Origin of the sequence: Streptomyces radicis (assembly GCF_003626575.1) — a bacterium.
GTDB classification, from domain to species: domain Bacteria; phylum Actinomycetota; class Actinomycetes; order Streptomycetales; family Streptomycetaceae; genus Streptomyces; species Streptomyces radicis.
Genome location: NZ_RBDY01000031.1, coordinates 71614 through 81532, shown reverse-complemented (window position 1 = coordinate 81532; position 9919 = coordinate 71614). Strand labels below are relative to the sequence as shown.

The following is a 9919-nucleotide window of genomic DNA, read 5'->3' as shown; positions in this document are numbered from 1 at the left end:
TGACGGTGGACACGGCGTGTTCGTCGTCGTTGGTGGCGTTGCATCTGGCGGTGCAGGCGTTGCGGCGGGGTGAGTGCTCGCTTGCGTTGGCGGGTGGGGTGACGGTGATGGCGACGCCGGGGACGTTCGTCGGTTTCAGTCGTCAGCGGGGGTTGTCGGCCGATGGGCGCTGCAAGGCGTTCTCGGATGCGGCGGATGGGGTGGGGTGGGGTGAGGGTGTGGGGATGCTGCTGGTGGAGCGGCTGTCCGATGCGCGGCGCAACGGCCATCCGGTGCTGGCGGTGGTGCGCGGCTCTGCCGTGAACCAGGACGGTGCGTCCAACGGTCTCACTGCCCCGAATGGTCCCTCTCAACAGCGCGTCATCCGGCAGGCGTTGGCGTCGGCTGGTCTGTCGGCGTCCGATGTGGATGTGGTGGAGGGGCATGGCACGGGGACGTCGTTGGGTGATCCGATCGAGGCTCAGGCGTTGTTGGCGACGTATGGGCGGGACCGCTCCGAGGGGCGTCCTTTGTGGTTGGGGTCGGTGAAGTCGAACATCGGTCATACGCAGGCCGCCGCCGGGGTGGCGGGTGTGATCAAGATGGTGATGGCGATGCGGCATGGGGTGTTGCCGCGTTCGCTGCACGCTGATGCCCCGTCGTCGCATGTCGACTGGTCGGCGGGCGCGGTGGAGTTGCTGGCGCAGGCGCGTCCTTGGGACGCGACGCGGCCGCGCCGGGCGGGTATCTCCTCGTTCGGGATCAGCGGCACCAACGCCCACACCATCATCGAAGAGGCCCCCTACCAGGAGGCGGCACCCGCCGAGGTCACCGCCACCCTGCCCGTCCGACCCCTCCCGCTGTCCGCGCGCAACGCCGATGCCCTCGCCGCGCAGGCCGGGCAACTGGCGCAGCTCCAAGGCGCCTTGTCGGACATCGGCTTCTCGCTCGCGACCACGCGCGCCGCGCTTGACCACCGCGCCGTCGTCATCGCGGCCGACCGGGACGAGGCCAACGAGGCCCTGCGCGCCCTCGCCGATGGCCGTGCCACGGCCAACGTCGTCCAAGGCGCCCGCACACCGGGTCGCCTCGCGTTCCTCTTCACCGGTCAGGGCAGCCAACGCCCCCGTATGGGCCGGGAGTTGTACGAGGCATTCCCTGTGTACGCGGAGGCGTTCGACGCGGTGTGCGAGCGCTTCGAACTCCCGGTCAAGAGCGTGGTGTTCGGCGAGGACGCGGACCTGCTCAACCGGACCGAGTACACGCAGATCGCGCTGTTCGCGGTCGAGGTCGCTCTCTATCGCCTGGTCGAATCGTGGGGGATCACGCCGGACTTCCTCGCCGGTCACTCGATCGGCGAGATCTCGGCCGCGCATGTCGCGGGTGTGCTGTCCCTTGACGACGCGTGCACGTTGGTCGCCGCGCGCGGTCGCCTGATGGGCGCGCTGCCCGAGGGCGGCGCGATGGTGGCGGTCCAGGCGCCCGAGTCCGAGGTGCTGCCGCTCCTCACCGACGGCATGGACATCGCGGCGGTCAACGGCCCCGACTCCGTTGTCCTTTCGGGCGACGAGGACGCCGTGGCCGAGCTGGCCCGGCGCTGGAAGCACAAGCGCCTACGCGTCAGCCACGCGTTCCACTCGCACCTCATGGACCCGATGCTGGATGAATTCCGGTCGGTGGCCGAGTCGTTGACCTACCACCCGGCCCAACTGCCCATCGCGGGCCAGCCGGAGACCGTCGACGCCGAGTACTGGGTCCGCCACGTCCGTGACGCCGTCCGTTTCCACGACGGCATGCGCCTGCTCGAGGCCGAGGGGGTCACCACCTACCTCGAACTCGGCCCGGACGCCGTCCTGTCGGCCATGGGCCAGGAGTGTGTCGCCGACGGCGGCTTCGCCGGTGCGCTGCGCGGCGACCGGCCCGAGGCCAGGTCCCTGATGACCGCCGTCGCCGCCCTGCACGTGCGCGGCCACTCCCCGGACTGGGCCGCGATCTACCGGGGAACGGGCGCCGCCCGCGTCGACCTCCCCACCTACCCGTTCCAGCGGCGCCGCTACTGGCCGACCCCCGCCGCCGTCCCCGGCGACGTGTCCGCCGTCGGGCTCGGCGCCGCCGGGCACCCGCTGCTCGGGGTGGCCGTGGCGACGGCGGATCACGACGGCTACCTGTTCACCGGGCGGCTCTCGCTCGAGACACACCCGTGGCTCGCCGACCACGTCGTCTCCGGCGCGGTCCTGGTGCCCGGCGCTGCCATGCTGGAGCTGGCCGTGCGCGCGGCGGACCAGGCGGGCTGCTCGCGCGTCGCCGAGCTGACCCTCGAAACGCCCCTTGTCCTGCCCGAACGCGGAGGCGTCGCCGTCCAGTTGTGGGTGTCCGCGCCGGACGCCGACGGCACGAGGACCCTCGCCCTCTACTCGCGTGACCCCCAGGACAGGAGCGACTCGGCCGACGTCTGGGTCCGCCACGCCAGCGGCGTCCTCGACCACGGTCCCGTGACCATCGAGCCCATCGCCGAGTGGCCGCCCACCGCCGCCGAAGCGGTGGACGTCGAGGCCGTGTACGAGGCCCTGTCGGCCTCGGGCCTCGACTACGGGCCCGCCTTCCGTGGGCTGCGGGCGGCGTGGACGCGGGGTGACGAGGTGTTCGCCGAGGTCGCCGTGGAAGGTGACGACGGGTTCACACTGCATCCCGCGCTGCTCGACTCGGCGCTGCACGCCATCGGCGCGGGCGCGTTCTTCGACTCGGCGCGGCTGCCGTTCTCCTGGACGGGCGTGACCGTCGCGGCCTCGGGCGCCACCGCGCTGCGCGTGCGGCTGGCCCCCGCAGGGCCCGACGCCCTGTCGCTGACCCTCGCCGACCCGGCGGGCCTGCCGGTCGCGGCGGTGGAGTCCCTCGTTCTCAAGCCCGCGCCCGCGAACGTCCAGGTCGCGCGCGGCCCCGCCGCCGACGCCCTGTTCCGGATCGATCTCGCGCCCGTCGCCGTGCCGGACGCCTCGACCGCCCTGGCCGCCGACCGGCCGACGCTCACCCGGGACGCCGAGCGCGGCTTCGACCTGGCGGCGGTCCCCGAAGCGGACGTCGTCGTGGCGCGCCTCGACGGCGGCACGGCCACGGGCGCCACGGCCGACGCGACGCACGCCCTGGCGCACCACGTCCTCGGACTGCTCCAAATGTGGCTGGCCGACGGCCGGTTCGCGCGTTCCCGCCTGGTGTTCACCGGCCGTCCCTGCGCCGAGCTGCCGGTGGCCGCCGCGTGGGGGCTGGTGCGTTCCGCGCAGGCCGAGGAGCCGGGCCGGTTCGTGCTCGTGGACACCGAAGACGCGCTGCCGCCGGGCCTGCTCGACCTGGACGAGCCCGAGCTGACGGTCGGGGAGAACGGCGTCTTCGCGCGGCGCCTCGCCCGCGTCACGGCGAACGCGCCCGACGGCCCCGACGGACCCGACGGCCCCGACGGCCCCGACGCCGAGGCGCCCACGACCGACGGCACGGTCCTGGTCACCGGGGCGACCGGCGCCCTCGGCGCGCTGCTGGCCCGCCACCTGGTCACCCAACGCGGCGTACGCCGCCTCCTCCTGGTCAGCAGGCGCGGCGCGGACGCCCCCGGCGTCGCCGAGCTCGTCGCCGAGCTCACCGAGCGGGGCGCCACCGTGCGGGTCGAGGCGTGCGACGTCGCCGACCGGAGCGCCGCCGCCGCGCTGCTCGCCACCGTCCCCGACCTCACCGGCGTCGTGCACGCCGCGGGCGTCCTGGACGACGGCGTTGTCACCTCCCTCACCCCCGAGCGGGTGGACACGGTGCTGCGCGCCAAGGTCGACGCCGCGTGGAACCTCCACGAGCTGACCCTCGACCGCGACCTGAGGACGTTCGTCCTCTTCTCCTCAGCGGCCGGGGTCTTCGGCAACGCGGGCCAGGGCAACTACGCGGCCGCCAACGCGTTCCTCGACGCCCTCGCCACCCACCGCCGCGAACTCGGCCTCGCCGCCCAGTCGTTGGCGTGGGGCGCCTGGTCGGCCGGTATGGCGGACCAGGCGGGGGAGGAGCGGACCGACGCCCTCTCCCCGGCCGAGGGGCTCGCCCTGTTCGACGCCGCCGCCGCGCTCGACGAGCCGGTGCTGGTGCCGATGCGCCTCGACCCACGCGGCGCGACCGCGCCGATCCTGCGCGGCCTCGTGCGCGTCCCGGCACGCCGTGTCGCCTCCGGCGACCGCGCGCTGGTGGCCAGGCTCGCCGGGCTCGGCCCCGACGAGCAGGCGGCCGCCCTGACCGAGCTGGTGCGCGCCGAGGTCGCCGCCGTCCTCGGCCACGCCGCCCCGGCCGCCGTCGAGCCCGGCAGGGCGTTCACCGAGCTGGGCTTCGACTCGCTCAGCTCCCTCGAACTCCGCAACCGGCTCAACGCCGCCACAGGCCTGCGTCTGCCCGCCACGCTCACCTTCGACTATCCGAGCACGGCGGTGCTCGCGGGCTTCCTGCGCGACGAGATCACCGGCGCCGACGCCACCGACACCGCCGCGCCCACCGGGCGGCCGTCGTCGGCCTCCCTGGCCGACGACCCGATCGCCATCGTCGGCATGGCCTGCCGCTTCCCCGGCGGCGTGCGCACCCCCGAGGACCTGTGGCGGCTGCTCACCGACGACGGCGACGCCATCGGCGAGGTCCCGGGGAACCGTGGCTGGGACACCGATGCCCTGCGCGGCCTCGAGGGCGGATTCCTGCACGACGCCGCCGCGTTCGACCCCGTCTTCTTCGGGATCTCCCCGCGCGAGGCGCTGGTGATGGACCCGCAGCAGCGGCTCCTCCTGGAAACGTCGTGGGAGGCGTTCGAACGCGCGGGCATCGACCCGGTGTCCATGCACGGCAGCCGCACCGGCGTGTTCGTCGGCGTCATGTACCAGGACTACGCGGGCCTGGTGCAGGCGTCGCCGCAGGGCGGCGACGGATTCCTCGCCACCAGCAGCACCGGCTCCGTCGCCTCGGGCCGCGTCTCCTACACCCTTGGCCTCGAAGGCCCCGCCGTCACCGTCGACACCGCGTGCTCGTCGTCGCTCGTCGCCCTTCACTGGGCCGCCCAGGCGCTGCGCCAGGGCGAGTGTGAGATGGCCCTCGCGGGCGGTGTCACGGTCATGGCCACGCCCAACTCCTTCGTGGAGTTCTCCCGCCAGGGGGCCCTCGCCCCCGATGGCCGCTGCAAGGCGTTCTCGTCCTCGGCGGACGGCGTGGGCTGGTCCGAGGGCGTCGGCATGCTGCTCGTGGAACGCCTCTCCGACGCGCGCCGCAACGGCCACCCGGTCCTTGCCGTCGTCCGTGGCTCGGCCGTCAACCAGGATGGCGCGTCCAACGGTCTGACCGCGCCCAATGGTCCCTCTCAACAGCGGGTCATCCGGCAGGCGTTGGCCTCGGCGGGGCTCTCGCCGTCCGATGTGGACGTGGTCGAGGCGCATGGCACGGGAACGACCCTGGGCGACCCGATCGAGGCCCAGGCGCTGCTTGCCACCTATGGCCGCGACCGGGACGCCGAACGGCCGCTGTGGCTGGGCTCGGTGAAGTCCAACATCGGCCACACCCAGGCCGCCGCCGGGGTCGCGGGCGTGATCAAGCTGGTCATGGCGATGCGCAACGGTGTGCTCCCGCGCACGCTGCACGTGGACGCGCCGTCCTCGCATGTCGCCTGGGAGACGGGCGCTGTGTCGCTGCTCACCGAGCCCACGCCGTGGACGGCCGACGGCGGGCCCCGGCGCGGCGCCGTGTCGTCGTTCGGCATCAGCGGCACCAACGCCCACACCATCCTGGAACAGCCCGAGGAGACCCCCGCCGCCCCTGCGGTGGACAACGCGGCCGGTGGCCCTGTGCCGCTGGTGCTCTCGGGGCGTTCGGAGGCGGCGGTGCGGGCCGTGGCCGGTCAACTGGTGTCGCGCATAGGTGTGTTGGAAGCGCGGGATGTGGCGGCGACGCTGCTGTCGCGTTCGGCGTTCGAGCACCGCGCGGTGGTGGTGTCGGGTGGCGAGGGCCTGGGTGCCCTGTCGCGCGGCGAGCCAGCGGCGGGCGTGGTCTCCGGGCACGCTGCCTCGGACGCGCCGCGTCCGGTGTTTGTGTTCCCTGGTCAGGGTTCGCAGTGGGTGGGGATGGCGTCGGGGTTGTGGGATGCCTCGCCGGTGTTCCGTGGGTCGATGGTGGCGTGTGGTGAGGCGTTGGGTCCCTTTGTCGATTGGGACTTCGAGGCGGCGCTGGGCGATGAGGCGTTGCTGGCCCGGGTGGATGTGGTGCAGCCGGTGTTGTGGGCGGTGATGGTGTCGCTTGCGGCGGTGTGGCGTTCGCATGGTGTGGAGCCTGCCGCCGTGGTGGGTCATTCGCAGGGTGAGATCGCGGCGGCGGTCGTGTCGGGTGCGTTGTCGCTCGAAGACGGTGCGCGGGTGGTGGCGTTGCGGTCGAGGTCGATCGTGGCGCTGGCGGGGAAGGGCGGGATGATCTCCGTTCCGCTGCCGGTCGACGAGGTGGTCCTGCCCGAGGGTGTCTCCATCGCTGCGGTCAACGGGCCCAACTCCGTTGTGGTGTCGGGCGATCCGGAGGGTCTTGAGACGGTCCTGGCGACGGTCGAGCGGTCCCGCCGCATCAATGTCGACTACTCGTCGCACTCCGCGCATGTGGAGTCGCTGCGCGACGAGATCCTGACCGTTCTCGCCCCGATCAGTCCGCGTTCGGGTGACATCCCCTTCTACTCGGCCTTGACCGGTGGGGAGTTCGACGCGGCGGGTCTGGACGCGGCGTACTGGTACGAGAATCTGCGCAACACGGTGCGGTTCGAGCAGGCCACCCGCGCCCTACTGGCCGACGGCTTCGGCGCGTTCATCGAGACCTCCGCCCACCCCGTGCTCGGCATCGCGCTGCGGGAGACGGCCGAGGACGCCGACGCGATCGTCCTGGGCACGCTGCGCCGCAACGACGGCGGCATGGAGCGGCTTCTGCTCTCCCTGGGCGAGGCGTTTGTCCACGGCATCCCGATCGACTGGAACGTCAAGGGTCGCCAGGTCGACCTGCCCACCTACCCGTTCCAGCACGAGTCCTACTGGCCCGAGGTGGCCACCGGTTGGTCCGGGGACGTCAGCGCGGTCGGACTCGGCGCGGCCGAACACCCGTTGCTCGGCGCCGCCGTCACCCTCGCGGACAGCCAGGCCACCCTCTTCACCGGTGGCCTCTCCCTCCGCACGCACCCCTGGCTCGCCGAACACGCCGTCGCCGACGTGGTGTTGCTGCCGGGCGCCGCGCTGCTCGAGCTCGCCGTCCACGCCGGTGACCAGGTCGGCTGCGGCCGGGTCGACGACCTGACCCTCGAGGCGCCGCTTGTCGTGCCCGACACGGGCGGCATCGCCGTCCAGGTCGCCGTCGCCGCGCCCGACGACGCGGGGCGGCGCGCCGTGTCGATCCACTCCTCCGCCGACGGGGGACCCTGGACCCGCCACGCCACCGGCACGCTGTCGCCCACGCCCGCACCGGCGCCCGAGGCGCCGGGCGCCTGGCCCCCCGCGGGTGCCGAACGCGTGGACATCGAAGGGCTCTACGACCGCCTGGACATCGCCGGATTCCAGTACGGGCCGCTGTTCCAGGGACTGCGGGCGGTGTGGCGACGCGACGCGGAGATCTTCGCCGAGGTGGCGCTGCCCGACGGCGAAGCGGGCGCGTTCGCCCTCCACCCGGCGCTGCTCGACGCCGCGCTGCACGCCCTCATGGCCGGTGGCGGCGACACGGTGGGCGACGGTCAACAGGCGGCGGGGGAGACCCGGTTGCCGTTCTCGTGGGAGGGCGCGACCCTGCACGCCTCGGGTGCCACCGAGGCCAGGGTGCACCTGGTCATCGACGAGCAGGGCGGCGTCGCCCTGCACCTCGCCGACGGCCAGGGCCTCCCCGTCGCGACCGTCGAGTCCCTCCTCACCCGGCCGTTCGCCCCCGATCAGCTCCGCGCCGCCGCGCCCACGCCCCGGCATGACGCGCTCTTCCGGCTCGACTGGGCCACCGTCGCCCCGCCGACCAACCCGACGGCTGACGAGGAGACATGGGCCGTCGTCGGCCCTGATGACTTCGGCCTGGCCACCGGCGCCGTCGAGGCATACCCCGACCTGGACACGCTGATCACCAGCGGCGCGGCGCCCGACCGCGTGTTCGTGTCCTTCCCGCCGCCCTCCACCGGCCGCCACGGCCGCCCTGGCGACACCGCCGAGGCCGCGCACGCCGCCGCCATCCGCGCGCTGACCGTGGTGCGGGAGTGGCTGGACGCGCCCGTGCCCGACCACGCCACGCTGGTCCTGGTCACCCGGAACGCGGTCGCCGTGAACGCCGCAGCGCCCGAGCTGACGCAGTCCCCCGTCTGGGGCCTGGTCCGCAGCGCCCAGTCCGAGGAGCCCGAACGGCTCGTGCTGCTCGACCTGGACGCGACCGATGACCCCGCCTCCCGGGCCGCCATCGCCGGGGCCCTGGCCACCGGGGAGCCCCAACTCGCCCTGCGCGCGGGCGAGGTGCTGGTGCCCAGGCTGGCCAGGGCGGCCAGGGACGAGGAGGCCGAGCCGCCCGCGTTCGGCGACGGCGCGGTCCTGCTCACCGGCGCCTCGGGAACGCTCGGCGGCCTCGTCGCCCGCCACCTGGTGACCGAACACGGCGTGCGGCACCTGGTGTTGGTCAGCAGGCGCGGCCCATTGGCGGCGGGCGCGGGCGAGCTGGAGGCGGAGCTGACCGCCCTCGGCGCCCGTGTCACCCTCGCCGCCTGCGACACCGCGGACCGCGAGTCGCTCGCCAAGCTCATCGAGTCGCTCGACACGCGCATCACCGCCGTGGTGCACTCCGCGGGCGTCCTCGACGACGGCGTGCTCGGCTCGCTCACCCCCGAGCGCATGGTCACGGTGCTGCGGCCCAAGGTGGACGCGGCCTGGAACCTCCACGAGCTGACCCGCGACCACCCGCTGTCCGCGTTCATCCTGTTCTCCTCGGCCGCCGCCACCTTCGGCAGGCCCGGGCAGGCCAACTACGCCGCGGCCAACGCGTTCCTCGACGCCCTCGCCCACCACCGCAGGGCCGCCGGGCTGCCCGGCGTCTCCATGGCATGGGGCCTGTGGGCCGAACGCGGCGGCATGACAGGCGAGTTGGACGAGGGCGACCTGTCCAGGATGACCAGGGCCGGGGTCACCGCGCTCGGCTCCGACGAGGGCCTGGCCCTCTTCGACACCGCCGCCACCGCGGGCGAGCCCCTGCTCGTGCCCATGCGCCTCGACACGGCGGCGCTCGCCGCGGGGCCCGTGCCGCCACTGCTGCGCGGCCTGGTCCGCACCCCGGCGCGCCGCCGCGTCGAGGCCGCCGCCCGCACCGATGTGTCCGCGCTCACCGACGAGTTGGCTGGCAGGACCGAGGCCGAGCAGGAGAGCGCACTCGCCGGGATCGTCGCGGGCCATGTCGCGGCCGTCCTCGGCTACGCCTCGGCGAACGCCGTCGACACCACGCGCGGCTTCCTCGACCTCGGCTTCGACTCGCTCACCGCCGTCGAGCTGCGCAACCGGCTCAACGCGGCGCTCGGCCTGCGGCTCCCGGCCACCCTGATCTTCGACTACCCGAGCGCCACCGTCCTCGCCCGCCATCTGCGCGGCGAGCTGATGCCCGACGAGTCCACCCGCGTGCTGGCCGAACTCGACCGCCTGGAAGCGGCGTTGCCCGGGCTGACCCCCTCGGCGGACGACGCCGTCAGGGCGACCGTCACCTCCCGCCTCCAGGCGCTGCTCTCCCAGTGGGACCAGGCGACAGGCCAGGGGGGCCAGGGCGGCGGCGACGGCGCCGACGACATCGCGGGACGCATTCAGTCCGCCTCGGACGACGAGATCTTCGACTTTATCGACAGCGAGCTCGGCCCGTCCTGAGCCAGCTGGTCACGACAGCCCCATGGAGAAGTTCTGATGAGGAATGAAGA

The 9919-nt window shown here is 73.8% G+C and carries 1 protein-coding gene; it reads left to right on the top strand.

Translation table 11 applies throughout. From position 1 onward, the window contains the following. Positions 1 to 9869: type I polyketide synthase (locus D7318_RS27065; protein ID WP_120699852.1), on the top strand; the 9869-nt coding region annotated here is incomplete at its 5' end. Positions 9870 to 9919: the final 50 nt, after the last annotated feature.